Here is a 24,975-nt window from a genome sequence, read left to right as displayed (position 1 = left end):
CCGGACGGTGATGCAGCCGGTCGAGCCGCGCTCCCCCATGTCGCTGACACTGCCGATGTGCGCTCACAGCGACCTGACAGCTACACCCCGTCAGCTGTCAGCGAGGTGTCAGAACCACAGCCCAGCGCTGTTCGCGGCGCTGCTGCCCCTTGAGGGAGGCGCTGGGCACCGGCGGCCGGACGGGGCGGCTTGAGCGGCACTGCCCGCTTTCTGTCCGATGTGGACCGACCCGTGCGTTCCGGGGCAGGTCGACGGAGCACTGACGACCGGTCGGCGGACAGGTCGTGGACGTCAGCGATCGGTGCGCGATCGGTCAGCGGCACCCGCCATCGTGGCCGCATGACGTGGTTGCGCAAGCCCTGGGTGGGCCCGTTGGCGTTCGTGGTGCTGGCTTTCGTGGCGTTCTCGCTGCCGCCCTACCTGACCGGCGACCGCCTGCAGGCGCGCGTGCAGTCGGACTGGGGGCCGCACTACCCCCTGCTCGTGGTGCACGTCGTCTGCTCCTCCATCGCCATCCTCACGTGCGTGGTGCAGATCTGGCCCTGGTTCCGCGGTCGCTTCCCCGCGTTGCACCGCCGGATCGGCCGGGTCTACGTCTTCGCCGGCGTGTTGCCCGGTGGCGTCTCCGGTCTGGTCATCGGCTGGATGACCCCGTTCGGCCCCGTGGCCCAGGTGAGCAACGTGCTGCTGGCGGTGCTGTGGCTGGTCTTCACGTGGCTGGCGTGGCGCGCGGCCCGGCAGCGGCAGTTCCGCGACCACCGCAAGTGGATGATCCGCAGCTTCGTGCTGACCGTCTCGATCATCACGAACCGGATCTGGGGCGTGGTCGCGTTCCTGCTGTTCGCGGACCGCGTGCCGGAGGCGGACCTGCCGGTCACCATCGGCGGGATCTCGACCTGGGCGGGGTGGACCGTGCCGTTGCTGGTCTCGCAGTGGTGGCTGGAGCGCAAGCCCCGGCGGCGCGCGGTGGTGGAGCAGCGGGAGGTGGTCGGCGTGTGATCCGGCGGGCTGACAAGGAGTTGCGCGGCGGCTACGGTCGGTTCGCATGAGGCTGCTGCTCGCTGTGCTGATGATGGTCGTCCTCGCCCCGGTCGCGTCCGCCGCGCCGGCCACCCCGACCGTGAAGTGCGAGTTCATCCCGACGCCGGAGAACCCGGCCGCCCGCCCCGTCCAGCCGCCGAGGTCCGTGGTGCCCGCGCGGGGAACCGTGAAGGTCACCATCGTGACGAACTACGGCATGGTCGTCGCGGACCTCGACCGCGCCAACGCGCCGTGCGGTGTCGAGAACTTCGCCCACCTGGCGCGGAGCTGGTTCTACACGATGACGCAGTGCTGGCGCCTGACCGACACCGCGCGCCTGGGCGTGCTGCAGTGCGGTGACATCCACCGCGCCGAGGAGGGCGGACCGGGCTACCGGTTCGCGGACGAGGTGACCGGGCGGGAGACCTACCCGCGCGGCACCATCGCGTACGGCAACCAGGGGCCCGGCACGAACGGCAGCGAGTTCTTCATCGTGCACTCGTTCGCCAACATCAAGCCCGTCTACACCGTGATGGGCCACGTGACCTACGGCATGGACACGCTCGACCGGATCGTGAAGGCCGGGATCGTGCCGCAGCCCGACGGCCTGCTCGACGGCGCCCCCAGGAAGCCGGTGAGGATCCTGCACGTCCTCGCTGGTTAGTGTGTGGCCGTGCGAAAGATCCTGGTCATCGGTATCGGCGCGGGCAACCCCGACCACCTGACGGTGCAGGCCGTCAAGGCGTTGCAGACGGTCGACGTGTACTTCGTGCTGGACAAGGGTTCCGTGAAGCAGGAGCTCGTCGACCTGCGGGCGTCGATCCTGAAGGCGCACGTGACCCGGCCGTACCGCTGGGTCGAGGGCCGCGACCCGGACCGCGACCGCACCCCCGCCGACTACACCGCGACCATCGACGCGTGGCGCCGGGCGCGCGCGGACGTGTGCCTGGAGCTGCTGTCCGAGCTGGGCGAGGACGAGGTCGGGGCGTTCCTGGTGTGGGGCGACCCGTCCCTGTACGACTCGACGCTGGCGATCCTCGACGACCTGCTGACCCGCGGCGAGTCGTTCGAGGTGGAGGTCATCCCGGGCGTCACGTCGGTCGCGGCGCTGACGGCCGGGCACCGGGTGGCGCTGAACCGGGTCGGCAGGCCGGTGCAGATCACGACCGGGCGCCGGCTCGCCGAGGGCTGGCCGTCCGGCGTGGACGACGTGGCCGTGATGCTGGACGCCTCGTACTCGTTCGAGGGCGTGGACCCCGACACGTGGATCTACTGGGGCGCCTACCTCGGGATGCCCGACGAGGTCCTGGTGTCGGGGCGAGTCGGGGACGTGGCGGCGGAGATCCGTTCGGTGCGCGAGGAGGCCCGTGCGCGCAAGGGCTGGATCATGGACACCTACCTGCTGCGCAGGCCCTGACCGCTACTCCGCGATCAGCCGCTCGACGGAGCGGACGACGAGGTCCCTCGACGCGTTCGGCGTGCTGAACGCGAGGATCGACATGTGCACGACCAGGTCGAGCAGGTCCGTGGCGTTGAACGCCGCGGTGATCTTGCCCTCCATCTGGGCCCGGGCGATGGCCTCGACCTTGTGCCGGTGCGCCTGGGCCTCCGGCTCCGGGATCGTGTCGAAGCCGTTCTCCAGGCGGTGGTACGCCACGAGCCGGAGCAGCCTCGGCTCCTCCTGGTAGGCGTCGAACAACCGGCCCGCGTAGCCCGGCAGGTCGTCCGGCGTGATCGGCACGGACTGGACGAGGTGGTCGATCTGGATCGTCAGCAGCTGGTCGAACAGACCCTCCTTGCTGCCGAAGTAGGCGTAGATCATCGCCTTGTTGCAGCCCGCCTTGGCCGCGATGCGGTCGACGCGCGCGCCGGCGATGCCGTACTCGGCGAACTCGTCGAGCGCCGCTTCCAGCAGCTTGGCCTTGGTCGCTTCCTTGTCCCTCACCACGCCCTCCAGCTTAACCAACCGGTTGGTACAGGCAACTAACCAGTTGGTTGACATGGCGACGCGGACGTGGTTGCCTGAACATGTCAACCAAACAGTTAGTTAGTCCGACCGACTGGCTGGTGAGTCCAACCGAACGGTCAGCTGGCTCAACCGGACAGTTGGCCGGACCGGCCGACCGGTCAGTCAGGAGTGGGCATGAAGGTCGCACTGGTCACGGGTGCTTCGTCGGGGATCGGAGAGGCGACGGCGAAGGAGCTGCAGAAGGCCGGCTACACCGTCTACGCGGCGGCGCGCCGGGTGCAGCGGATGGAGGGACTCGCCACGAAGGGCGTCCGGGTGCTCGAGATGGACGTCACCGACGACGGGTCGATGACCGAGGGCGTCAAGAAGATCATCGCCGAGACCGGGCGGATCGATGTGCTCGTCAACAACGCGGGCTACGGGTCGTACGGCGCCGTCGAGGACGTGCCGCTGGACGAGGCGCGGTACCAGTTCGAGGTCAACGTGTTCGGGCTCGCGAGGCTGGTGCAGCTGGTGTCGCCGCACATGCGGGAGGCAGGGCGCGGGCGGATCATCAACGTCTCCTCGATCGGCGGGCGGATCTACGAGCCGCTCGGCGCCTGGTACCACTCGACGAAGTTCGCGGTCGAGGGGTTGAGCGACTCGCTGCGCCTCGAGCTGAAGCCGTTCGGGGTCGACGTCGTGGTGATCCAGCCCGGCGGCATCAAGACCGAGTGGGGCGGGATCGCCGTCGAGAACCTCGAGAAGACGTCCGGCGGTGGCGCGTACGCGGGGCAGGTCAAGCAGTTGGCCGGGTTCTTCTCGCAGATGGAGCGCGCCAGTGAGCCCGAGGTCATCGCGGACGTCATCGTGAAGGCCGCCGAGGCGAGGAGGCCGCGGACGCGGTACGCGGCGGGGTTCGGGGCGCGGCCGGTCCTGTTCGCGCGCAGGGTGCTGTCCGACCGGGCGTTCGACGCGCTGTTCCTCGGGGCGATGCGCCGGTTCGCCTAACCCCTGTTCCTCCTGTCTGGCCAGGTACCTTCGGTTCAGAACCACTGAGGGGAGTCGTGTGCACGAGGGGCTGTCGCCGGAGGCCGAGCAGTTGTACCTGGCGATGTTGCGCGGAGCCGACGTGGGGCTCGGCGCCGCGCACGCGGAGCTCGAACGGCTCGGTCTGGTCAGGAACAACGAGGTGCGCCCACCGCGGTCGGCGCTGGCCGCGATCGCGTCGAGCCACGAGGCCGCGGCCGCCAGGGCGCGGGAGACCGCCGAGGTCCTGGCCGCCGCCTACGCCGAGCACGGGGCGAAGGAGGTCGACTTCGTCGAGGTCCTCAAGGACGCGGGCGAGGTGATCAGCGCGTTCGAGGAGATGCAGAGCCAGGCGAAGACGGAGGTCCGGGCGCTCGACCCCGGCTCGTACCTCAGCCCGCAGCCCGAGGCGAGTCCCGCGCAGCCGCCCGCGCTGGCCCGCGGCGTCGCGTACCGGGTCGTCTACGAGTCGGCGTTGCTGCAGACCGAGCGGGGGTTCGCGTCGGTGCAGGAGAGCATCGCCGTGGGCGAGCAGGCGCGGACGTTCCCCGGGGTGCCGCTCAAGCTCGTCATCGCCGACTCGGACCGGGCGCTGATCGCGGTGCCGACGGTCAAGGGCGGGAACGTCGTGGCACTGCTCATTCACCCGTCCGTGCTACTGAGTGCGCTCAGCGAGTTGTTCGAGGCGTTCTGGCGGATGGCCGTGTCGATCACGCCGAGCACCGGCGAGGACACCCAGCAGGAGCCGACGACCGCGACCCGGCGGTTGATGGCACTGCTCAGCGCCGGTCTGACGGACGAGTCGATCGCGCGCGAGCTCGGCGTGAGCGACCGGACGGTGCACCGCAGGGTGAGCCGCCTGCAGCAGCTGCTGGGGGCCCAGACCCGGTTCCAGCTCGGGGTGCAGGCGTCACGACGTGGTTGGCTCTAGTGACCCTCAGCAATTGAGACGCTGATCTTCATCACTCTGCGAACACTTTCGGTGACAGTTTTCGGACATGGCGACTTTCCGCCATCACCCAGGAGTGTTAAACGGCGGCTTTTCCCTTTCTCCTCTGTTGCAAGCGCGGCCTCTCTCGGCCGTGCGGGGGCAGGAAGGGATCCACCGTGAGGAAGTTCGTCAGAGGCGGCATCGCCGCGGTCACAGGGGCGCTGGTCGCGTCGAGCATCGTGCTCACGCCGGCCGCGGGCGCGGCCGCCGCCGAGCAGGACCCGGACACGCAGAAGCTCGCGGGCGCGCTCGCCACCCAGAAGGTGACCTGGGAGGAGTGCACCTTCCCCGGCGTCGACCCCGCGACCGTCGCGAAGTTCAAGACCGTCAAGGGCCTCGCCTGCGCGACCATCCAGGTCCCGCGCGACTGGCACAACCCGGCGGACGGCAACACGATCGGCATCCGGGTCTCCAAGACCGAGACCGCGCACAAGGGCACCAGCCGCCAGGGCATCGCGCTGGTCAACCCCGGCGGTCCCGGCGGCTCCGGCCTGCCGTGGGGCGCGGCCATGGCCCTGCGCACCCCGGTGCTCGCGGGCCAGTACGACTTCATCGGCTTCGACCCGCGCGGTGTCGGCCTGTCCACGCCGCTCACCTGCAGCTACACCGTGCCGAACAGCACCGACGTCAACGTGCTGAACAAGGCGAAGGTCGACGGCTGCCTCGAGAACCCGCTGACCGAGTTCATCACCACCGAGCAGACCGCCTACGACATGGACTTCATCCGCGTCGTGCTCGGTGAGAAGAAGATGAGCTACATCGGCTACTCCTACGGCACCTGGCTCGGCACCTGGTACGCCGCCACGTTCCCGAGCAAGGCGCACCGCTTCCTGCTCGACTCGGCCGTCGACGCCTCGCAGTCGACCCTCGAGAACACCTGGGACCTGCAGCCGCGCACCCGCGACCGCCAGTTCCAGGAGGCGCTGCTGCCGTTCATGGCGCGCAACGACGCCAAGTACGGCCAGGGCACCGACCCGATGGAGATCCGCCGCAACTGGGAGAAGGCCGGCGGCACCCGCGAGTTCGTCGGGCAGCTCTTCGTCGCGTGGTTCGTGATCCCGGCGATGTACGACACCTCGCAGTACCACGCGGCGGCGTCCGCGGTCGCCTCGGTGATCGACGCGGCCGGCAGCGAGGGCACGGCCTCGGAGAAGGTCGAGCAGATCGTCTCGAAGATGCTCGCGACGCCGGGCCTCACCGACGAGAACAAGGCGTTCATCGCCAAGGCCAAGGGCAACGCGCTGGCCGCCATCGCCAAGAAGGAGCGCGTCGCGGTGAAGTCCACGACCGCCGCCGCCGAGGTCGAGACCTGGGACGCGACGTTCGAGGCGATCCGCTGCCAGGACGGTCAGTGGAACCAGAACCTGCACTACTGGAACTACTGGCTGGCCGACCTGACCGTGAACGCGCCGTTCATCGCGCCGTTCATGTCCACGCCGCTGTGCGCCTACTGGCCGGCCAAGAACTCGATGCCGAAGGCGGACAAGAAGACGTTCCCGCGTCTGCTCGTGGCGCAGGCCGAGCTCGACGCCGCCACGGCGTACGAGGGTGGTCTGGCCACGGCGAAGGCTCTGCCGAACGCCAAGCTGATCAGCGTCGACAACGAGGGTACGCACGGCCTGTTCCCGTACAACACGGACTGCGTCGACGACCCGATCGTCTTCTACTTCCAGACCGGTGCGACCCCGCGCAAGCAGTTCACCGGCTGCCAGGCGCTCCCGCTTCCCGGTGAGGACAAGACGTTCGACGTCGGCGGCAAGCTCACCAACGGCAAGGTGAAGATCAAGATGATCACGCCGGCCGTCAAGGAGGCCAACAAGATCGTCAAGGACCTGCTGAGCGGTTCCTCGACGGCGGCGGCCGACGAGTCGGGCATGCCGGCCAACCTGTAACACCCCTCGAAGCTGCGGTCCCCGGCACGGTGTGCCGGGGACCGCTTCCACTTCCTAGCGCTGCCACCACTTCTTGCGGACGACGTCGACGACCACGCAGGTGATGTTGTCCGGACCGCCGTTGCCGTTGGCGAGCGCGACCAGCCGCCAGGCGGCTTCCGTTCCGTCCTCAGTGGACAGCAGGACGTCGTGGACCTCCTCCAGGTCCGCGTAGTCCGTGAGTCCGTCGCTGCAGATCAGGTAGCGGTCCTCGACCTTGGCCTGGTGCCACGACAGGTCCGGCTCGTGGGAGTTGCCGGACTGCAGCGCTCTCAGGACGTACGCGCGGCGCGGGTGGTTCGCCGCCTCCTCGGGCGTCATGCGGCCGGCGTCGACCAGGGCCTGCACCATCGTGTGGTCGTGGGAGAGCTGGCGCAGTTCACCTTCCCTGAGCACGTACGCGCGGGAGTCGCCGATGTGCGCCAACTGGAAGGCGAGGCCCTCCCAGCGCATCGCGGTGAGCGTGGTGCCGGCGCCCTGGGGCGTCTCGGCGTCGAGCCTGCGCGCGATCTCCGCCACCGCGGGGCCGAGGTCACCCTGCCAGTCGGCGAGGACGTTCACCGCGAGCGCGCTGGCCACCTCGCCGTGCTCGTGGCCGCCCATGCCGTCCGCCACGGCCTGCAGGTCCTGGCGGACGTAGACCGAGTCCTCGTTGTGCTCGCGAACGAGCCCAGGATCGGTCGCCACGGCGATGCGCAGCTCGTGTGTCATGTCTCCAGTAGATCAGTTGTGAAGTGACTTCACAAGCAATACGGTTGTGAACATGGATGAGACGGTCAACGCCGGTGACATAGCGCGCCTCGCCGACGTGGGGCGGGCGGCCGTGTCGAACTGGCGGCGGCGGTTCGAGGACTTCCCGGCACCGGTGGGCGGGACGGCCTCCAGTCCGTTGTACCTGCTGCGCGACGTGGAGTCGTGGCTGCGGCGCAACGGCAAGCCGTTCCGCGTCTCCCCCGCCGAACGCCTGTGGACGCAGCTGCGCACCGTTGACGACCTGCGGCTCGGCGAGGCACTGGCGGCGGTCGACTGCGACGACGAGACCTTCGAGTTCCTGCACGAGCGCTACCTGGAGGCCCACTCGCGGCTGCTGAACCCGACTCCACCCGAGGTCGTCGAAGTCGTCCTCGCCACGACCGACGGCGACACCGTGATCGACCCCGCCTGCGGCACCGGGGGTCTCCTGAAGGCCTCCGGGGCACGGACCAAGATCGGCCAGGAGCTCGACCCCGTGTCGGCGGTCATCGCGCGGCGCCGGCTGCCGTCCGCGCAGATCCACACCGGGGACTCGTTGCGGCACAACGGGGTCCGGGAGAAGGCCGATGCCGTTGTGTGCGATCCGCCGTGGCACGACCGGGCGTGGGGCCACGAGGAGCTGGTGGGCGACGCGCGCTGGACGTACGGCCTGCCGCCGCGCGGTGAGCCGGAGCTGGCGTGGTTGCAGCACTGCCTGTCGCTGGCCAAGCCCGGCGGTCTCGTCGCGGTGCTGATGCCCTCGGCCGCGGCGTCCCGCCGGCCGGGCAAGCGGATCCGCGGCAACCTCCTGCGCGCCGGAGCCGTGCGCGCCGTGATGACCGTGCAGCCGGGCCGCGACCTGTGGCTGCTGCGCAACCCGGTGGGCCGCGCCCCCGACCACATCGCGCTGCTGGAAGCGCCCGGCCCGATCGACCCGAACACGCGGGTGCTCGACCTGCTCGACGACGACGTCGACCTGAGCCCGTCGCGCCGCAGCGGCACCGACGTGTCCGCGTACCTCACCGCGCAACCGGCGTTCGCACTGCCCGCCCTTCCCGAGCTGCGCGTCTCGGCCTCCGTTCCCATGACCACGATCGGCGAACTCGTGCGCACGTCTCCCGGCGAGCACGTCGTCACCTCCCCGACCGGCGCGACGTACGAGATCAACCCGCGCAAGGTCGACCCGGACTTCCTGGAGGGCGTCCTGCGCGCCGCGTTCGCCCGCACCCCCACCGGCTCGACCCGCCTCGACGTGCGCCGGACACAGGTCCCGTCGCTGCCGCTCGAGGAGCAACGCCGCTACGGCGAGGCGTTCGCGCAGCTCAAGGCCCTGGAGGCCGGCGTGGAAGACGCCGCCACCCTGGTCCGTTTGGGCTACAATGGACTGCTGAGCGGACAGATCAGGCCGGCGTGAGCAGGCCGGAATCACCCGATCGAGATGTCCTGAAACGCTGTTACCGTCGTCTCGCGTACGAGGAAGCGCGCGTGGCCAGCGAACAGGTCGTGGCGGTTAGGCTTCCGGCGTGCTGATCGCCGACCGCTACGAGATCGACGACCTGCCGCTGGGGCGGGGTGGCATGGGCTCCGTCCACAAGGGCCGGGACCTGCGCCTGGACCGGCGGGTCGCGGTCAAGCTGCTGCGGCTGCCGGGCAGCGACGACGAGGTGCGCCAGCGCTTCGCGCGGGAAGCGAGGATCGTCGCCAAGCTCGAGCACCCCGGAGTGCCGGTCCTGCACGACTTCGGGACGTACGAGCAGCGCCTGTTCCAGGTCATGCAGTTCGTCGACGGCGTGACGGTCGCCGACCTCGTCGGCGAGTTCGGCCCGCTGCCCGAGGCGTGGGCCGCGAACATCGCCGCCCAGACCGCCGCGGTCCTCGCCGCCGCGCACGAACGCGGCATCTGCCACCGCGACCTCAAGCCCACCAACCTGATGCTGTGCCCGGACGGCGCCGTGAAGGTGCTCGACTTCGGCCTCGCCCTGCTGCGCGAGAGCGACGTCGCACCGTTCAGCCGCGCCGGCCAGATCCTCGGCACCCCGTCGTACATGGCGCCGGAGCAGATCCAGCGCGGGGTCGCCGAGCCGCGCAGCGACCTGTACGCCTTGGGGTGCGTGCTGCACGAGATGGTGACGGGCGAGCAGCTCTTCACCGGCCCCACGGCGTACGCGGTGTTCGACAAGCACGTCAAGGAGGCGCCGCCGCGGGTGGCGGGTGCGCTCGACCCGGTGCTGCAACGGTTGCTGGCCAAGGACCCCGGGGACCGGCCGGCGACGGCGCTCGAGGTTTTCGAGGATCTGCAAGGGTTTGCGCAGGATCCGCCGCCGTTGCCCGGGTTCGTGGGGGACGGGTCGGCGGTGGCGATGTACGCGAGTGTGCAGCGGGGGCGGCGGTTCGGCGAGGTGTAGCGGGACGCGGTGCCGGAGGGCTGTTGGGGCGGAGGGGGAGCGCCGGTCGGTGGCGTTGGCGGGGCACGGGCGACGCGGCCGAGCGGCGCAGCCGGGTGGGGCAGCCGGGTGGGGCGCGGGCGACGCCGCCGGGCAGGGCAGCCATATGGGGCACGGGCGACGCAGCCGGGTGGCGCGGCTCGGCAGCACGGCTCGGCAGCGCGATCTGGCGGCAGCGCCGCTTGGTGGTGACGCAGCCAGGCGGCGGCGCGGCTCGGCAGCGCAGCCTGAAGGCAGCGCCACTTGGCGGCGACGCGGCCAACCGGTGTGCGGAGGCGGTCCGGAGTCAGCCCGAACGCCACGATCAGGTTCGGCTGCGACAAGCGGGCGCTGCGAAAGCGATCAACGTCGAGCAATCAGCGAACCGTTGCGCCACAACAGTTGTCAACGCCGGCCGCGACCACACCGCCGACCAAACCACCAACCTACGCCGGAATGCGGTTCACCTCGTGGTCCCCGGTGGCCCACAGGTGCTGCACGACGTAAGACCGCCAAGGCCGCCACACCTCCGACCGCCGCACCAGAGCAGCGGGCGTGGTCGGCAGTCCCAGAGCCTCCGCCGCCACCCTGATCCCCAGATCCGTCGGCAGGAACGCGTCCGGGTCTCCCAGCGCGCGCATCAGGATCGTCTCCACCGTCCAGGGACCGAACCCCGGCAGGGACGAGAGCCAGGAACGCGCTGCTGAGCGGTCGGCGTGAGCGGACAGGTCGAGGCCCTCGTCGAGGGCGGCGAGCAGGGCCGCCATCGTGCGGCGGCGCGACTGCGGGACGGCGAGTGTCGCCGGGTCGAAGGAGTGCGGGAACAGGTACAGGTCGCCCACCGGGGTGCCGTGGGCGGCGACCAGGCGGGCGGCGTGGGTTCGGGCCGCCTTCGTCGAGACCTGCTGGCCGAGGACTGCCCGGATGGCGAACTCGGCGCCGTCGGTCGTGCGCGGGACCCGGCGGCCAGGGGCGGCGGAAACCAACGGGGCCAAAAGGGGGTCTTCGGACAAAGCCGCATCCACTGTCAATGGATTGGTGTCGAGGTCGAGAAGGAAGCGGCAAAGGTCTAGAGCAGTGTTCGAATCGCGGGGGTCGGACAGTTCCAGGGTGCAGGCGACGTGGTCCGGGAACGGGCGCAAAGCCGCGATGCCGAATCCGTGCGGAAGGCGCAGGGTTCGGCGGTAGACGCCGTCGCGCCACTCCTCCACTCCCGGTACGGCGGTGGCGATGAGGTGGCCGAACAGGTTGTCGGGGTACAGAGGTGATTGAAAATGCAACCGTTCCGAGAACGTGTTCAACCGCATACCGCCAAGCATGACGCCATTCCAACCGAGACGCTGGCGGGAAAGCGACATCATTCCGGACGGGGCCAACCGGGTGACCCGCTTCGCGGCGGGAAAATCCGTGGCTAGGCTGGTTGGTGCGCCGCTGCAGGAGTTGTCGTCGGTTTTCAGCAGGGAAGGGCGGCGTCGCGTGCGATGAGGGCGGCCTGGACGCGGTTGTCGCAGCGGAGTTTCGTCAGCAGTCGGCTGACGTGGGCCTTGATCGCCCCTTCCGAGAGGTACATGAGCCTTGCGATGCGCGCGTTAGCCATGCCCTGCGCCAGGTACACCAGCACCTCCTGCTCGCGTCGTGTGAGCAGGCTGATGCGGCTGCGCGCGGCGTCGCGGCGTTCCGAGTCGGCGCCGGTGAAGTGGTCGATCAGCGCTCGGGTGGCGGACGGCGACAGGATCGCCTCGCCAGCGGCGACGGCGCGCACGGCGGTCACGAGGGTGTCGGCCTCGCCGTTCTTGAACAGGAACCCCGCCGCGCCGGCGCGCAGGGCCGGGAAGAGCATCTCCTCGGTCTGCGGCGTGCAGAGCATGACCACCTGGGTGCCGGGGACGCTCCTGCGCACCATGCGGACGGCGGCGAGGCCTTCCATGCCGGGCATCGAGGCGTCCATGAGCAGCACCTGGGGGCGGTGGCGGCGCACCATCTCCACGGCGCCGGAGCCGTCGCCCGCCTCGCCGATGACGACGATGCCGCCGGAGCGCTCCAGCACGCCGCGCACTCCCGTGCGGACCAGGACCTGGTCGTCGGCGATGCCGACGGTGATCGTGCGCGGCTTGTTCACCAGCTGCAGACCTCCGCTCGCCCACGAGGTGCTCGTCGTCAACGCCATGACCTCTCCCTGTCAGACCGGACCAGTCACCAGTTTGTTCCCGAACGAGCACCACGGGAAGGCAGGCATAACGACCAGGTTGCGCACCGTCTCACGCACACGCGGGTGTAACGGGTTGCACGGCGACGCCCACCGCCCACCACCTGCGAGAACGCTTGGACGAGACGGAGACGGCCTGCCGTTACGGCTTGAGGAGAAGGACTCATGACCAGCACCGGACGTTGTGCTTCGTGCGACGGCGCGCTGCCTCCCGCCACCTCCGAGCAACGCAGGTCCTACTGCTCCAACGCGTGCCGTCAACGGGCGTACCGCCGCCGGGTCACCGTGACGGCGGCGGCGCCCGCGACCAGGCAGAACCTGCGCGTGCTGTCGAACCTGCCCGCCGCGCGCGACACGTTCGTCGGCCGCCAGCAGGAGCTGTCGAAGCTCGACCAGCTGTTGCGCCGGCATCGTCTCGTCACGCTCGTGGGCAGTGCGGGTGCGGGCAAGACGCGTCTCGCGCTGGAGAGCGCGGGCCGGTTGCGGCGCGGCCGGACCGACAGGGTCGTGCTCGTCGAGCTCGGCGCCGTCACCACCCCGGCGGACGTCCTGCCCGCCCTCGCCAGGGCGCTGGAGGTGGCCGAGCGGCCGGACGAGCCGTTGCGCGACACCGTCGTCGAGACACTCGTGAACATGAAGGCCGTCGTGGTCCTCGACAACTGCGAGCACCTCCTCGACACGTGCGCCGAGCTCACCGACATGCTGCTGAGCCGCTGCCCCGGCGTGCGGGTGCTGGCGACGTCCCGCGAGGCGCTGTGGATCACCGGGGAGGTCAGCTTCCACGTCGAGGGGCTGCCGGTGCCCTCGACGGACCGGGACCTGGTCACGACGGCGGCGCCGCGGTCGGAGGCGGTGAAGCTGTTCGTGGACAGGGCCCGCGAGCGCAAGCCCGACTTCCGGCTGACGGCCGGGAACACCGCCGCGGTCGCGTTGCTGTGCGCACGGCTGGAGGGCATGCCGCTCGCCATCGAGCTCGCGGCGCGGTGGGTGCAGCTGCTGCCGGTCACGGACATCTGCGACCGCATGGACGAGCCGCTCGAACTGCTGACGCTCGGCTGCCGGAAGTCGCCGTCGCGCCAGAGCTCGCTGCGCGAGGCCATCGACTGGAGCTACCGGCTGCTGCGCCCGGACGAGCAGTTCGCGCTGCGCAGGCTGAGCGTGTTCGACGGCGGCTTCGACCTGGCGGCGGCCACCGAGGTGTGCTCGTCGGAACGGTCGGCGGAACCGGTGCTCGACGTGCTGTCGCGGCTGCAGGCGAAGTCGTTGCTGGCGGCCACCCCCGGCACGACCCGGTTCCGGCAGCTGGAGACCGTCCGCCTGCACGCCAGGGAGAAGCTGCTGGCCGCGGGCGAGGCCGACATCGCCTACGAGGCGCTCGCCCGGTGGTTCACGGACCTCTCGGACGTGCTGATCACCTCGCCGCTGTCGGTGCCCGCGCAGGTGCAGCACAAGCTCGACAACCACGTCGACAGCCTGCTCGGCACGGTCGAGTGGGCGGCCGGCCGCGGCGACGAACGGTTGCTGCTCCTCACCTCCGCGCTGGCCGACTGCGCGGCGCGGCGCGGACGGCTCGGCCAGGCGCGGGTGATGCTGCGCGACGCGTTGCGGCGACCGTCCCCCCGCGACGACTACCGGTGCGTGGCTCTGAGCCACGCGGCCCGGTTCGCGGCCGAGCAGGGCGATCACGACGAGGCCGCCGGCCTGTCCCGCGAGGCCCTGCGCCTGGCGGCGGCCAGCGGGCTGCCGGCGCTGGTGATGAGCTGCCGCAGCACGCTGGCGGCGGTGCAGCAGTCGTCCGGCGAGTGGGAGGCGTCGGACCAGAACGGCACCGAGTGCCTGCGTGTCGCGGAGCTCCTGGGCGAGCCTCTCGCCCGTGCGGCGTGCTTGGTCGACCTCGCGCGCACGGCGTTGTCGCTGGGCAAGCACGAACGAGCCGAGAAGAACGTCATGAAGGCGTTGCCCATCTCGCGCACGTCGGGCGTTCCCGCGCGCATCGCCTCCGCTCTGAACACACGCGGCGCGGTCGCGTTGGTGCAGGACGAGCTCGACGAGGCCACGCACGCGTTCCAGGAGGCGTTGCGGATGGACGGCCTCAACCCGCTGACCGCACCGGACGCCCTGGAGGGCCTGGCCGTGGTCGCCGTGACGCGGGGTCAGGCCGAGCGCGCGCTACGGCTGGAAGCCACCGGACGGGCCATGCGCCGGTCCGTCGGCGTGGTGCCGAACCCGTTCTGGAGGGAGAAGGTCGCCGGCGCGATGCGCACCGCACGGCTGATGCTGCCCGTTGCGCGCGCAGACGCCGCTGCCACGCCGTTGACCGCTGCCGAAACCGAGGCGTTCATCCACGACGAGGTGTGGCTGGACCGCACGGAGGCGGCGTTCGACGCGCTGGACGACCACGAACGGCGCGTGATCGCGCTGCTCGCGACAGGGCTGACGAACCAGCAGATCGCGAACCGGCTGAACGTGTCGCTGCGGACGGTCGCGTCGCGGCTGCACCGCCTGCGGGACAAGCTCGGCCTGCGCAGCCGGGAGGACATCGCCGCCTGGGGCGCGGAACGGGCTATCGGCTGAGCGCGTAGACGTCGCCCCACAGCCGGAACATCGCATGGGCGGCGGCTCGCGGGTCGGCGGCCTGGCAGGCGGCCGGCCCGAGCGCGTCGAGGGCGGCGGAGGCGCCGGAGTCCTCGACCGCGAGGCACTGCGCGGGGCCGAGCCCAGCCTGCGCAGCGGCCTGGGTTTGACCCGATGGTGCGAACTCGGCCGTGGGAAAGCTTTGGTCTTGAACGAGATCGAGGGCTCCGTCTCGTGGGCCCACCGCGCGTTCGCCCACCGGACAGAAATCGGTCAACCAGCACCTCGGAACCGTTTTCGGACTGCTCCGTTCGAGTGACGGAAGAGGTCTAGACCTTGACCTTCGAGTGGTCTAAACCACATCGTTCCGGTACCCCCTGCGACTGAGGAGACCGATGTCCAAGTTCCGATGGCATCTAGCTGCTCTCTTCGCGGCAGTCGCCGCGATGGTCCTCGGAATCGTCGTCGTGCCCGCTGCTAGCGGCGCCGGTGGCGTTTCCGCCACGTTCTCCAAGGGTTCGGACTGGGGAACGGGCTTCGAGGGCAAGTACACGATCACGAACAACAGCTCGGCGGCCCTGACGTCGTGGACCGTCGAGTTCACGCTCCCGGCGAACCACCGCGTCACCTCGCTGTGGGACGGCTCCTACACGACGAGCGGTCAGACCGTCACGGTCAAGAACACCTGGAACGGCAACATCGGTGTCGGCGGGTCGGTGAGCTTCGGCTTCAACGGCTCGTACACCGGCACGTTCGGTGCGCCGACCAACTGCAAGCTCAACGGCGGCTCGTGCGAGGCGGGCGGGACCAACCCGACCACCACGACCACGACGTCGACGACCACCACCACCACGACGACCACGACGACGACCACCACCGGTCCGCCGCCGCCTCCCGGGAAGATCAACCTGGGCTACTTCGCCGAGTGGGGTGTGTACCCGGCGCGCAACTACCAGGTGAAGAACATCGACACCTCGGGTTCGGCGTCGAAGCTCACGCACATCAACTACTCGTTCGGCAACGTGACCGGCGGCAAGTGCACCATCGGTGAGGCCTTCCCCGCGATCGAGAAGGCGATGACCGCGGCGGAGAGCGTCGACGGCGTCGCGGACACGTGGGACGCGCCGGTGCGCGGCAACTTCAACCAGCTGCTCAAGCTGAAGAAGAAGTACCCGCACATCAAGGTGCTGTACTCGTTCGGTGGCTGGACCTGGTCCGGCGGCTTCGGAGAGGCGTCGCGGAACCTGCCCGCGTTCGTCGACTCCTGCTACAACCTGCTCAAGGACCCGCGGTGGGCCGGTCTGTTCGACGGCATCGACATCGACTGGGAGTACCCGAACGCGTGTGGCCTGTCGTGCGACACGAGCGGCCCGGCGGCGTTCAAGAACATGGCGCAGGCGCTGCGCACCAAGTTCGGCCAGAACTTCCTCGTCACCGCTGCGATCACCGCTGACGGCTCCGCCGGCGGCAAGATCGACGCGGCCGACTACGGCGGCGCGTCGCAGTACCTCGACTGGTACAACGTCATGACGTACGACTACTTCGGTGCGTGGGCGGCTCAGGGCCCGACGGCTCCGCACTCCCCGCTCACGTCGTACCCCGGCATCCCGACCGCCGGCTTCAACTCCGAGGCCGCGATCTCGAAGCTGCGCGGCAAGGGCGTTCCGGCGAGCAAGCTCCTGCTCGGCATCGGCTTCTACGGCCGCGGCTGGACGGGCGTCACGCAGGCCGCCCCCGGCGGTACCGCGACGGGTCCCGCTCCCGGCACGTTCGAGCAGGGCATCGAGGACTACAAGGTCCTGAAGACGAAGTGCCCCGCCACCGGCACCATCGCCGGCACGGCCTACGCGTTCTGCAACGGCCAGTGGTGGAGCTACGACACCCCGCAGACGATCACCAGCAAGATCCAGTGGGCACGCAGCCAGGGTCTCGGCGGCGCGTTCTTCTGGGAGCTCACGGGTGACACCGCGAACGGAGAGTTGATCACCGCGATGAAGAACGCCCTCGGGTAGTCCACCCGGGTCGTCCTTCATGAACGCCGGGAGGGGAGCTGGTCAGCCCAGCTCCCCTTTCGTTCGCCCGGAAATCAGCAGAACACCTCGTTCAGGATCTTGCCGAACGCGTCACCGGGATCGCCCGGGGTCGGCGTGCTCGTGGCCGAGAGCTCCAGGCGCTTCTTGGTGTCCGGCGTCGACAGCAGCTCCGTCGAGTAGCCGGGGATGCCGCCACCGTGGCCCCAGACCTTCGTGCCGCACGGCGCGGTCTGCACGACCAGGCCGAGACCGTAGTTCGGGCTGACCTCGGTGGTCTTGGCGATCTCCTGCTGCTGCGCCGGCTTGAGCAGCTTCCCGCTCGACAGCGCGACGATGAACGTGTCCAGGTCGCGGGTCGTCGAGATCATCTCACCGGCCGCCCACGCAACGGACGGGTTGATGCGGGTGATGTCGGACGGCTTGCCGTTCGCCGTCCAGTAGCCGTGCGCGTGCGGGCCCTTGATGGTCGGCCTGTCGCCCGGGACCTCGGTGTCGCCGAGGCGCAACGGCTTGATGATCCGCTGTTCGACCGCCTTCTCGTAAGGCTTGCCCGTCAGCTCCTCGACGAGCAGGCCCGCGACGACGTAGTTGGTGTTGGAGTAGTTCCACTTCGTGCCCGGCTCGAAGTCGAGCGGCTTGGCCGTGGCGATCGCGAGCAGCTCCTGCGGCGACCAGTGCTTGTAGCGGATCTTCTCGAACTCGTCCGGGCTGAGCGGCAACGCCTCCGTGTAGTTGTAGAGGCCGCTCGTGTGCTGCAGGACCTGCCGGACGGTGATGCGCCCGTCGACCAGGCCCGGCAGGTAGCGCACGACCGGTGCGTCCAGGTCGACCCTGCCCTCGCCCGCGAGCTGCAGCAGCACGGTCGAGACGAACGTCTTGGTGATGCTGCCGACCCGGAACCGGCCGTCGAGCGGAACCGGCTTGTCGCTGCCGAGCTCGGCCTTGCCCGCACGGGCGGTGAAGTGCTGCCGCCCGTTCGTCACGCGCGCCTGCACGCCGAGGGCTCCCCCGCCCTGGGCGATCTGGTCCAGGGCCTGCTGGACGACCTCGCGGTCGGTGCCCGTGGTGTCCGCCGAAGCGACCCCCGCGGTGGTCAGGGCCAGCAGGCTCGTTGCGGTAACCGTTGCTACCAGTCGAATCCCCATGCCCCCACCCTGCCGGGAACGGCGGGTCCCCGCATCCTCCTCAGGTCGCGCGGCGTCTCAGGGTTTGCCCTGGTGCCCTGATCAACAGAAGATCTCGTCGAGCACGCGGAAGTAGGCCTCGGTCGGGTCGCCGGTGCCCAGGCCCGTGGTGCCGGAGAACTCCGCGCGGACCTTCCGGTCCGGGCTCGAGTAGGCGTAGCTCGAGAAGCCCGGCACGCTGCCGGTGTGGCCGATGATCGTCGCGCCGCACGAGGCCTTGTCGAGGAACAGTCCGAGGCCGTAGCCGGGGCTCACGGCCGTGGTCCGCGTCAGCTCGCGCTGCTGCTCGGGCTCGAGGAGGACACCGCCCAGCAGGGCGTTGTAGAAGGTGTCGAGGTCCTTCGTGGTCGAGACGACGTCACCGGCGGCCCAGAAGACCGTGGTGTTCCACCGGGTCGTGTCGGCCGGCCGTCCGTCGACCAGGCCGTACGAGCGGGCGTGGGGGCCGTGGATGTCCGGGCTGTCGCCGGGGAACGTCGTGTCGCCGAGGCGCAACGGCCTCAGGACGCGCTGCGAGACGGCCTCCGCGTAGTCCTGACCGGTGATCTTCTCGATCAGCAGGCCGAGGACGACGTAGCCGGTGTTGCTGTACCGCCACCTCGTGCCGGGTTCGGACTCCAGCGGACGGCTCGTGGCCAGCGCGACGAGCTCCTCGGGCTCCCAGTGCCGGTACCGGATCGGCTCGAAGCCCGGGGGGTCGAAGTCGAGGGCGTCCGTGTAGTTGAACAGCCCGCTCGTGTGCTGCAGCAGCTGGCGCACGGTGATCCGGTCGTCGACGAGGCCCGGCAGGTGACGGGTGACGGGCGCGTCCAGGTCGACCTCGCCCTCCCCGGCGAGCTGGAGCACGACGGCGGAGGTGAACGACTTGGTGGTGCTGCCCGCGCGGAACCGCCCGTTCGCCGGGACCGGACGCGGGTCGCGGAGCCCCGCGGTGCCGGACCGCGCGGTGAAGCGGGTCCGGCCGTCCGTCACGCGCAGCTGGACGCCCTGCGCGGCGGTGCGGACGATCTCGTCCAGCCCCTCCTGGACGATCCCGCGGTCGATCCTCGGGGTGTCGGCGGCGGCGGTGCCGGTGAAGAGCAGCGTGCAGGCGGTGGCGATGGCCAGTGATCGTGTCCCCATGCCTCCCCAACGCCTCAATACGGGCGCTTTGCTGCCTTCATGGCCGAAACGAGCATGGGACGCACTTTCGGCCAGTGCACGTCCTGCTGGCACGAGAACGGCGGCAGGAAGCCCCCGCACCGGCCGGAGCTCGCGCCGATCTCCCACACGAAGCTCGGCACGCCCAGGTCGTCGTACACCCAGTCGTCCGTGGCGCCGGAGGCGTTGTAGAGGAGTTCTCCCGGCTGGCCGGCGCGGAAACCCGACACGGCGGCCATGTCCTGCGCCATCTTGCGCAACGCGGCGTCGTTGCCGGTCTTCTGCGTGCTCCAGCCCCACGGGAACAGCACGTAGTCGCCGTAGCTGTGCATGGAGATCACGGCACCGGTGGTGTCCTGCGTGGCGGCCGCGGTGTCGCCGGGTGCGCGCGTGTCGCGGTAGAGCTTGCGCCACAACGACTCCAGCGCCTGCACCTCCACCTCGGAGTCGGCGCGCGTGCCGCGGTGGACCTCGCTGCACTGGTTCGCGGACGAGCCTGCCTCGCCCCAGTGCGAGCCCGCGTTGCGGTTGAGGTCGACGCCGCGCGGGCCGGAGGTGCAGGTGCCGTTGGCGTTCTTGCGCTGCAGCACCGGGGTGTCGCCGCCGGACTCGACGATGTCGACGCCGTCCGGGTTGGCGATCGGGACGACCCAGACCTCCAGCTCGTCGAGCAGCGCGGCGAGATCGGCCGATGCGACCAGGTCGTCGATGAACCGCCACGCCATGTCGCCGGTGGTGATCTCGCGGGCGTGGAGCTGGCCCATCACGAACAGGCGCGGCTTGGGGGCGGTCGGCGTCAACTCGCAGTCGCCGGGCTTCTTCCTGGTGATGCAGATGGCTTTCAGGTCGTGACCACCGCTTCCCTGCGTCTTGCGCCAGGAATCGCCGTAGTCGACGACCGTCGCGAGCTCGGGGTGCGCGGCCGAGACCTGGTCGAGATGGGCCAGGTGTGCCGTGATGGTCCGATAGCCGCCGTAATAGGTCGCGTCTCCGACAGAGCGCGGCGCTCGTCGGGACGGGGGCAGGACCCTCTCGACAGCCGGCCGGTAGCCGTCCGCGCGGAGCTCGTCCGCGGTGTTCCGGTCGCCCGCGACGAACAGGTCGTCGCCGTCGCGCTGCTCCAGCACGTCGTAACCGAGCCCCAGCAGGCGCTGCGCGGAGTCCCCCAGCGGGGCGGGCACACGCAGCACGTACGTCGCTTGTGGACCGTCCGCGGGAGCCGGTGCGGGGCTCAGGAGGAGGGCCAGGCAGGCGATCAGGGCGACGGCGGTCCGCATGGTCGACGATCATGGGCCGTTCGGCCGATCGCCGCCACTCCGTTCGACCGACCGGATGATTACCGTCCGGTGCTTGGGACGCCGAAAGGCGCCATTTGGCGCGATGTGACGAAAATCAATAACATCAGGCTCAGCACCGCAGCGGTTATTGCGCAGTGAAGCCGAAACCGACTCGACGGACAGCGAGGTTCGCCCACGACCAGTCTCGGGAAGAAGCGGGAGAGCATGCCATGGACCACCTCTACGACGACGGTGTCGCCGAGATCTCCTTCCCCTGGCGCGGCTCTCTCACCGACGACGACGAGGGACTGGAACCGACCATCGTGCGCAGCGTCGACTGACGAAACTCAGAGCGCCTGCGCGGTCCTCAGGCGGTGGGCCAGCGCCGTGTGGCGGCGGCCCGCCCCCACCGTGCGCACGGCCTGGCCGATGGCCCGCTTGCTGCCCACGAGCACGACGAGCTTCTTCGCCCGCGTGACGGCGGTGTAGAGCAGGTTGCGCTGCAGCATCATCCACGCGCTGGTCGTGATCGGGATGACCACGCACGGGTACTCGCTGCCCTGGGAGCGGTGGATGGTCATCGCGTAGGCGTGGCTGAGCTCGTCGAGCTCGGAGAACTCGTAGTCGACCTCTTCGTCCTCGTCGGTGCGGATGGTCAGCTTCTGCTCGACGGTGTCCAGGCCGATGACGACGCCGAGAGTGCCGTTGAAGACGCCGTTGCGGCCCTTGTCGTAGTTGTTGCGGATCTGGGTGACCTTGTCGCCGAGCTTGAACACCCTGCCGCCGAAGCGCTTCTCGGGCAGGTTGTCGCGCGACGGCGTGAGGGCTTCCTGCAGCACCGTGTTGAGCGCGCCGGCGCCGGCCGGGCCGCGGTGCATCGGCGCGAGGACCTGGATGTCCTTGCGCGGATCCAGGCGGAACTTGCGCGGGATGCGGTTCGCGACGACGTCCACGGTCAGCGCCGCCGCGTCCTCGGCCTCGTCGGTGCTGAAGAGGAAGAAGTCGGGCATCCCCTGCACGATCGGGTAGTCGCCGCTGTTGATGCGGTGGGCGTTCGTGACGACGCCGGACTCCTGGGCCTGCCGGAAGATGTGCGTGAGCCGGACGTTCGGGATCGGGCTGCCCTGCGCCAGCACGTCGCGGAGCACCTCGCCCGCCCCGACGCTCGGCAGCTGGTCGACGTCGCCGACGAGCAGCAGGTGGGCACCCGGCGGGACGGCCTTCACGAGCTTGTTGGCCAGCAGCAGGTCGAGCATCGAGGCCTCGTCGACGACCACGAGGTCCGCGTCGAGCGGGTGGTCGCGGTCGTAGGCCGCGTCGCCGCCGGGCCTGAGCTCCAGCAACCGGTGGACCGTGCGCGCCTCGTGGCCGGTCAGCTCGGTGAGGCGCTTCGCGGCACGCCCGGTCGGCGCGGCGAGGACGATCTTGGCGCGCTTGGCCTGGGCGAGGCGGACGATCGAGCGCACGGTGAAGCTCTTGCCGCAGCCGGGGCCGCCGGTCAGCACCGCGACCTTCTGCGTGAGGGCCAGTTTGACCGCCTCGGCCTGGTGCTGTTCGAGCTCGGTGCCGAGCCACGCGAACGCCTTGTCCCAGTCGACGGAGGCGAAGCTCGGCATGCGGTCGGTGTCGGCGTGCAGCAGGCGCTTGAGCTGCGCGGCCATCGAGATCTCGGCGCGGTGGAACGGGACCAGGTAGATCGCGATCTCGTCGTCCGGCAGCTCCTCGCGGACGACGCCCTCCTCCTCGACGAGCTCCGCGAGGCAGTCGATGACGAGGCCCGTGTCGACCTGGAGGATCTTGATCGCCTCGGCGATCAGCGCCTGTTCCGGCAGGTAGCAGTTGCCGTCGGTGGTGGCCTCGGACAGCGTGAACTGCAGGCCGGCCTTCACGCGCTGAGGGCTGTCGTGCGGGATGCCGACGGCCTTCGCGATGACGTCGGCGGTCTTGAAGCCGATGCCCCAGACGTCGCTCGCCAGCCGGTACGGCTCCTCCCTCACCACCTCGATGGCCTTGTCCGCGTACTGCTTGTAGACGCGGACGGCGAGGCTGGTGGAGACGCCGACGCCCTGCAGGAAGACCATGACCTCCTTGATGGCCTTCTGCTCCTCCCAGGCGTCCGCGATGAGCTTGGTGCGCTTCGGGCCGAGCTTCGGGACCTCGACCAGCCGCTCGGGCGTGTGCTCGATGACGTCGAGGGCGTCGACGCCGAAGTGCGTGACGATCCTGTCCGCGAGCACCGGGCCGATGCCCTTGATCAGGCCGGAGCCGAGGTAGCGGCGGATGCCCTGGATCGTCGCGGGCAGGACGGTCGTGTAGTCGTCGACGTGGAACTGCTTGCCGTACTGCGGGTGCGAACCCCAGTGGCCGCGCATGCGGATCGACTCGCCGGGCTGGGCGCCGAGCAGCGCGCCGACGACCGTGACCAGGTCACCTCTGCCGGTGTCGACCTTGGCGACGGTGTAGCCGTTGTCCTCGTTGGCGTAGGTGATCCTCTCCAGGACCGCTTCGAGGACGTTCATGCCCCGAACCTACCCGCAGGTCTGCACACGATCTTCACAACTCGTCCCGGTGTCCTCCACGACATGCCCATAGAGTCGCCGCCATGACAGGTCAGCGCCGGGTGCTCGTCGTGGAGGACGACATCACGATCGCCGAGTCCGTGGCCGCGCGGCTGCGGGCGGAGGGGTTCGCGGTGTCGGTGGCCCACGACGGGCCGTCGGGGGTCGCGCAGGCGGCGTCGTTCCTGCCCGACCTGGTGGTTCTGGACGTGATGCTGCCGGGGTTCGACGGGCTCGAGGTGTGCCGGCGGATCCAGGCGTCGCGGTCGGTGCCGGTGCTGATGCTGACCGCGCGGGGGGACGAGACCGACCTGCTGGTCGGGCTCGCCGTGGGGGCCGACGACTACCTGACGAAGCCGTTCTCGATGCGCGAGCTGGCGGCGCGCGTGCACGTGCTGCTGCGGCGCGTGTCGCGGGCGGTGTCGTCGCGGTCGCTGGAGCTCGGGGACCTGGTGATCGACCTCGCCGCCCGCCGGGTGCGCCGCGCGGGCGTCGAGGCGCACCTGACGCCCACCGAGTACGACCTGCTGGTGTTCCTCGCGGAACGCCCCTCCGCCGTGCAGGCGCGGGAACGCCTGCTGGCGGAGGCGTGCGGGTGGCACGAGGGGGCGTCGTCGCGGACGGTCGACAGCCACGTGAAGGCGCTGCGGCGCAAGCTCGGCGCCGACCTGATCAGGACCGTGCACGGGGTGGGGTACGCGCTGGAGGTCCCCCGCCAGGAGGTGTCTCCGTGAAGACGGTCCTGGGCTGGCTCGACATGCTGCCGCGCCCGCTCGACTCGGTGCGGTCGATCAAGCTCAAGCTCGGGATCGTGATCGTGGTGTCGGGGTGCGTGTCGTTCGCGTACTTCCGCTACGTGACGGGGTGGCTGCCGCCGCGGACCACCCTGATCGCGCTGGGGCTGGGCCTGCTGACGTCGCAACTGCTCGCGCACGGCATGACGTCGCCGTTGCGGGAGATGACGTCGGCGGCCCGCTCGATGGCGTCCGGCGACTACACGCGCTCGGTGCGCGCCACGTCGTCGGACGAGGTGGGCCAGCTGGCGGAGGCGTTCACGGTCATGGCCGCCGACCTCGCCGCCGCCGACCGGCAACGACGAGAGCTGATCGCGAACGTGTCGCACGAGCTGCGGACGCCGATCTCGGCGCTGCAGGCCGTGCTGGAGAACGTGGTCGACGGCGTGGCGGTCGCCGACGCCGCGACCATGAGGACAGCCCTGGCGCAGACCGAACGGCTCGGACGGCTGGTCACCGAACTGCTCGACCTGTCGAAGATCGACGCCGGCGTCCTCTCGCTGAACCGCGAGGAGCTGTCGGTGTCCTCGCTGGTCGCCGACGTGGTGGCCGAGGCGGCCGTGGCGGCACCCGCGGCGTCGTTCTCGATCGACGTCGCGGGAGACCTGACCGTGCTCGCCGACGGGGAGCGCCTGCACCAGGTGCTGGTGAACCTCGTGGACAACGCGGCCCGGCACGGACCCACCGGGGGGAAGGTGTCCGTGTCCGGGTACGCGAGCGCGGGTTCCGTGGTGCTGGAGGTGCGCGACGAGGGACCGGGGATCGCCCTGGCCGACCGTTCGCGGATCTTCGAGCGGTTCACCCGCGGGGAGAGGGCGGGCGGTGGCGGGACCGGGCTCGGTCTCGCCATCGCCCGGTGGGTGGTGGACCTGCACGGCGGCACGATCGCCGTGGTCGACCCCGGGTCGTGCATCCGGGTGACCCTGCCCCGCTGAGCTCTACCTGACGACCTACTTCGATCGCCACCGCCTGGTTGGTGTGGCGGTGACGCACGCCCTTTTCCGGGCTTATGGAGAGACATGACTGACTCTGGCTCTGACTCGACGCGTTCGGGGGACTCCGCGGAGTCCCCCCGGGAGAAGGCCGTGAGGCTGCGCGGGTACCGGCAGTTCCGCAGGGTCGGGTACCGGCCCGT

Annotated in this window: 20 protein-coding genes; 12 read left to right on the top strand and 8 right to left on the bottom strand. The window is 70.2% G+C overall.

The features are described from left to right. Positions 1–339: 339 nt before the first annotated feature. From V1227_RS33615 to cobF, 3 genes are read left to right on the top strand one after another with little or no spacing between them, the layout of a single operon-like run. A complete protein-coding gene (locus tag V1227_RS33615) occupies positions 340–999 on the top strand; it encodes a DUF2306 domain-containing protein (RefSeq protein ID WP_329789248.1) in 660 nt (219 codons plus the stop codon). A 46-nt stretch (positions 1,000–1,045) separates the two neighbouring features. After that, a complete protein-coding gene (locus tag V1227_RS33610) occupies positions 1,046–1,684 on the top strand; it encodes a peptidylprolyl isomerase (protein ID WP_329789247.1) in 639 nt (212 codons plus the stop codon). Between the two features lie 9 nt (positions 1,685–1,693). Next, the gene (gene cobF / locus V1227_RS33605; protein ID WP_329789246.1) at positions 1,694–2,437 is read left to right on the top strand and encodes a precorrin-6A synthase (deacetylating); all 744 of its coding nucleotides are present in this window, start codon (positions 1,694–1,696) and stop codon (positions 2,435–2,437) included. Positions 2,438–2,440: 3 nt separating this feature from the next. Here the strand turns inward: cobF and V1227_RS33600 are convergent, their stop codons facing one another. Continuing rightward, complete coding sequence (locus tag V1227_RS33600; protein WP_329789245.1) at positions 2,441–2,968, bottom strand: TetR family transcriptional regulator; 528 nt, start codon at positions 2,966–2,968, stop codon at positions 2,441–2,443. Positions 2,969–3,163: 195 nt separating this feature from the next. Between V1227_RS33600 and V1227_RS33595 the strand changes: the two genes are divergently transcribed. The 3 genes from V1227_RS33595 to V1227_RS33585 all read left to right on the top strand — a co-directional run bounded on the left by V1227_RS33595 (position 3,164) and on the right by V1227_RS33585 (position 6,880). Continuing rightward, complete coding sequence (locus tag V1227_RS33595; protein ID WP_329789244.1) at positions 3,164–3,979, top strand: oxidoreductase; 816 nt, start codon at positions 3,164–3,166, stop codon at positions 3,977–3,979. 58 nt (positions 3,980–4,037) lie between these two features. Continuing rightward, positions 4,038–4,928, top strand: coding sequence for a helix-turn-helix transcriptional regulator (locus V1227_RS33590; protein WP_236216704.1), 891 nt, complete (start codon positions 4,038–4,040; stop codon positions 4,926–4,928). Between the two features lie 176 nt (positions 4,929–5,104). Continuing rightward, the gene (locus V1227_RS33585; RefSeq protein WP_329789243.1) at positions 5,105–6,880 is read left to right on the top strand and encodes an alpha/beta hydrolase; all 1,776 of its coding nucleotides are present in this window, start codon (positions 5,105–5,107) and stop codon (positions 6,878–6,880) included. A gap of 54 nt (positions 6,881–6,934) precedes the next feature. Here V1227_RS33585 and V1227_RS33580 read toward each other — a convergent pair whose 3' ends face one another. Then, a complete protein-coding gene (locus V1227_RS33580; RefSeq protein ID WP_329789242.1) occupies positions 6,935–7,630 on the bottom strand; it encodes a PP2C family protein-serine/threonine phosphatase in 696 nt (231 codons plus the stop codon). A gap of 52 nt (positions 7,631–7,682) precedes the next feature. Here V1227_RS33580 and V1227_RS33575 point away from each other — a divergent pair, with 52 nt between their 5' ends. Together V1227_RS33575 and V1227_RS33570 are read left to right on the top strand one after the other, a co-directional pair. Further along, the gene (locus V1227_RS33575) at positions 7,683–9,065 is read left to right on the top strand and encodes an N-6 DNA methylase (RefSeq protein WP_329789241.1); all 1,383 of its coding nucleotides are present in this window, start codon (positions 7,683–7,685) and stop codon (positions 9,063–9,065) included. A 109-nt stretch (positions 9,066–9,174) separates the two neighbouring features. After that, positions 9,175–10,056, top strand: coding sequence for a serine/threonine-protein kinase (locus V1227_RS33570; protein WP_329789240.1), 882 nt, complete (start codon positions 9,175–9,177; stop codon positions 10,054–10,056). A 464-nt stretch (positions 10,057–10,520) separates the two neighbouring features. Here V1227_RS33570 and V1227_RS33565 read toward each other — a convergent pair whose 3' ends face one another. After that, complete coding sequence (locus V1227_RS33565) at positions 10,521–11,381, bottom strand: DNA-3-methyladenine glycosylase family protein (RefSeq protein ID WP_329789239.1); 861 nt, start codon at positions 11,379–11,381, stop codon at positions 10,521–10,523. 146 nt (positions 11,382–11,527) lie between these two features. Continuing rightward, complete coding sequence (locus V1227_RS33560; RefSeq protein ID WP_329789238.1) at positions 11,528–12,241, bottom strand: response regulator transcription factor; 714 nt, start codon at positions 12,239–12,241, stop codon at positions 11,528–11,530. Between the two features lie 204 nt (positions 12,242–12,445). On the opposite strand from V1227_RS33560, the gene V1227_RS33555 reads away from it, so the two are divergent. Together V1227_RS33555 and V1227_RS33550 are read left to right on the top strand one after the other, a co-directional pair. Beyond that, positions 12,446–14,854 carry an ATP-binding protein gene (locus V1227_RS33555; RefSeq protein ID WP_329789237.1) on the top strand — a complete coding sequence of 803 codons (2,409 nt, stop codon included), beginning with the start codon at positions 12,446–12,448 and terminating at the stop codon, positions 14,852–14,854. Positions 14,855–15,249: 395 nt separating this feature from the next. Next, positions 15,250–16,866 carry a glycosyl hydrolase family 18 protein gene (locus V1227_RS33550; protein WP_329789236.1) on the top strand — a complete coding sequence of 539 codons (1,617 nt, stop codon included), beginning with the start codon at positions 15,250–15,252 and terminating at the stop codon, positions 16,864–16,866. 74 nt (positions 16,867–16,940) lie between these two features. Here the strand turns inward: V1227_RS33550 and V1227_RS33545 are convergent, their stop codons facing one another. The 4 genes from V1227_RS33545 to recD2 form a co-directional block, all read right to left on the bottom strand. Beyond that, entirely contained in the window at positions 16,941–18,032 is a 1,092-nt protein-coding gene (locus tag V1227_RS33545; RefSeq protein ID WP_329789235.1) for a serine hydrolase domain-containing protein, read from the bottom strand. 81 nt (positions 18,033–18,113) lie between these two features. Next, the gene (locus V1227_RS33540) at positions 18,114–19,193 is read right to left on the bottom strand and encodes a serine hydrolase domain-containing protein (RefSeq protein WP_329789234.1); all 1,080 of its coding nucleotides are present in this window, start codon (positions 19,191–19,193) and stop codon (positions 18,114–18,116) included. Between the two features lie 14 nt (positions 19,194–19,207). Then, positions 19,208–20,488: a M14 family zinc carboxypeptidase gene (locus V1227_RS33535; protein ID WP_329789233.1), complete on the bottom strand. Its 1,281-nt coding sequence runs from the start codon at positions 20,486–20,488 to the stop codon at positions 19,208–19,210. 347 nt (positions 20,489–20,835) lie between these two features. Continuing rightward, positions 20,836–23,007: an SF1B family DNA helicase RecD2 gene (gene recD2, locus V1227_RS33530; protein WP_329789232.1), complete on the bottom strand. Its 2,172-nt coding sequence runs from the start codon at positions 23,005–23,007 to the stop codon at positions 20,836–20,838. 83 nt (positions 23,008–23,090) lie between these two features. Here recD2 and V1227_RS33525 point away from each other — a divergent pair, with 83 nt between their 5' ends. Together V1227_RS33525 and V1227_RS33520 are read left to right on the top strand one after the other, a co-directional pair. Further along, positions 23,091–23,780, top strand: coding sequence for a response regulator transcription factor (locus V1227_RS33525; protein ID WP_329789231.1), 690 nt, complete (start codon positions 23,091–23,093; stop codon positions 23,778–23,780). Between the two features lie 23 nt (positions 23,781–23,803). Further along, a complete protein-coding gene (locus V1227_RS33520) occupies positions 23,804–24,775 on the top strand; it encodes a HAMP domain-containing sensor histidine kinase (RefSeq protein ID WP_236222173.1) in 972 nt (323 codons plus the stop codon). Positions 24,776–24,975: the final 200 nt, after the last annotated feature.

Source organism: Lentzea sp. DG1S-22, from assembly GCF_036321065.1.
GTDB lineage: Bacteria > Actinomycetota > Actinomycetes > Mycobacteriales > Pseudonocardiaceae > Lentzea > Lentzea jiangxiensis.
Note: the sequence above shows the minus strand (reverse complement) of the source record. Positions and strands in the feature narration are given on the sequence as shown.

Bases quoted from the DNA above. Each gene is read 5' to 3' on its own strand.
- V1227_RS33580 (WP_329789242.1), bottom strand. From the start codon at position 7,630: ATGACACACGAGCTGCGCATCGCCGTGGCGACCGATCCTGGGCTCGTT.
- recD2 (WP_329789232.1), bottom strand. From the start codon at position 23,007: ATGAACGTCCTCGAAGCGGTCCTGGAGAGGATCACCTACGCCAACGAG.
- V1227_RS33575 (WP_329789241.1), top strand. From the start codon at position 7,683: ATGGATGAGACGGTCAACGCCGGTGACATAGCGCGCCTCGCCGACGTG.
- V1227_RS33610 (WP_329789247.1), top strand. From the start codon at position 1,046: ATGAGGCTGCTGCTCGCTGTGCTGATGATGGTCGTCCTCGCCCCGGTC.
- V1227_RS33540 (WP_329789234.1), bottom strand. From the start codon at position 19,193: ATGGGGACACGATCACTGGCCATCGCCACCGCCTGCACGCTGCTCTTC.
- V1227_RS33525 (WP_329789231.1), top strand. From the start codon at position 23,091: ATGACAGGTCAGCGCCGGGTGCTCGTCGTGGAGGACGACATCACGATC.
- V1227_RS33550 (WP_329789236.1), top strand. From the start codon at position 15,250: ATGTCCAAGTTCCGATGGCATCTAGCTGCTCTCTTCGCGGCAGTCGCC.
- V1227_RS33535 (WP_329789233.1), bottom strand. From the start codon at position 20,488: ATGCGGACCGCCGTCGCCCTGATCGCCTGCCTGGCCCTCCTCCTGAGC.
- V1227_RS33520 (WP_236222173.1), top strand. From the start codon at position 23,804: ATGCTGCCGCGCCCGCTCGACTCGGTGCGGTCGATCAAGCTCAAGCTC.
- V1227_RS33555 (WP_329789237.1), top strand. From the start codon at position 12,446: ATGACCAGCACCGGACGTTGTGCTTCGTGCGACGGCGCGCTGCCTCCC.
- V1227_RS33545 (WP_329789235.1), bottom strand. From the start codon at position 18,032: ATGGGGATTCGACTGGTAGCAACGGTTACCGCAACGAGCCTGCTGGCC.
- V1227_RS33615 (WP_329789248.1), top strand. From the start codon at position 340: ATGACGTGGTTGCGCAAGCCCTGGGTGGGCCCGTTGGCGTTCGTGGTG.
- V1227_RS33565 (WP_329789239.1), bottom strand. From the start codon at position 11,381: ATGCGGTTGAACACGTTCTCGGAACGGTTGCATTTTCAATCACCTCTG.
- V1227_RS33595 (WP_329789244.1), top strand. From the start codon at position 3,164: ATGAAGGTCGCACTGGTCACGGGTGCTTCGTCGGGGATCGGAGAGGCG.
- V1227_RS33560 (WP_329789238.1), bottom strand. From the start codon at position 12,241: ATGGCGTTGACGACGAGCACCTCGTGGGCGAGCGGAGGTCTGCAGCTG.